Raw genomic sequence first — 990 nt, 5'->3', positions numbered from 1 at the left:
GGAAATCGCCAAACCCCCAGTCAACTCTCCACGAACACCCGGATGAACACCCATAAGAATGCCCGATTGACGTACCTTCGCCGCCTCGAATTGGTCCAGGACATGACCGAGCGTGGCCTTTCAGCATCGGAGGCGGGACTGCAGCAGGGGGTCAGTGCCGTCACGGCCCGCAAGTGGTTGGGTCGCTACCTGGCTGAAGGCCCATCTGGGCTGCTGGACAAATCCTCGCGTCCAGCGCGTAGCCCGCGTCAGATCGACCCGAACGTGGCTTTGGTCATCGTCGAGCTGCGCCGCAAGGTCATGCTGCAGGCTCATATCGCTTCGTACGTGGGCGTTTCCAAGGCGAGCGTCAGCCGGGTGCTCAGACGCGCCGGGCTCTCTCGCCTGAGCGACCTTCGCCCGCCTGAGCCGGTGCAACGCTACGAGCGAGAACAGCCCGGAGAGCTACTCCACATCGACATCAAGAAGCTGGGACGAATCGAGCGGCCTGGCCATCGAGTCACAGGCACCCGGGAAGGCCGCATCCAAGGCGCCGGCTGGGAATTCCTCTATGTCGCCGTGGACGACCACAGCCGCGTGGCGTTTACCCTGATGTACCCCGACGAGCGCAAGGAAAGCGCCGTGAGCTTCCTGCAAGCCGCGCACGCGTACTACGCCGGCCTGGGCATTCAGGTGCAGCGCCTGATCACCGACAACGGCCCGGCGTTTCATTCAAACGTGTTCGTCAAGACGTGCTGCGAACTGCAAGTGAACCAGAAGTTCACGAGAGCCTACCGGCCGCAAACAAATGGCAAGGCCGAGCGGTTCATCCAGTCGGCCTTGCGAGAGTGGGCATACGGCCATGCTTACAGCCACTCTGATGAGCGTCGAGCCGCTTTGCCGCAGTGGAACCACTTCTACAACTGGCACCGACAGCACCATGGGATCGGCTGCAAACCGCCAATCTCCAGGCTCTCAGCTACAAACAACCTCTTGACACTTCACACCTAG

Annotated in this window: 1 protein-coding gene; it reads left to right on the top strand. The window is 61.7% G+C overall.

All coding sequences use genetic code 11. The features are described 5' to 3' along the window. Window positions 1-42: 42 nt before the first annotated feature. Window positions 43-990, top strand: a complete 948-nt coding sequence (locus tag FN976_RS28700) for an IS481 family transposase (protein ID WP_145897519.1) — start codon at window positions 43-45, stop codon at window positions 988-990.

The organism is Caenimonas sedimenti (assembly GCF_007833165.1).
GTDB lineage: Bacteria > Pseudomonadota > Gammaproteobacteria > Burkholderiales > Burkholderiaceae_C > Ramlibacter > Ramlibacter sedimenti.
This window is presented reverse-complemented; position numbering and strand designations above follow the sequence as displayed.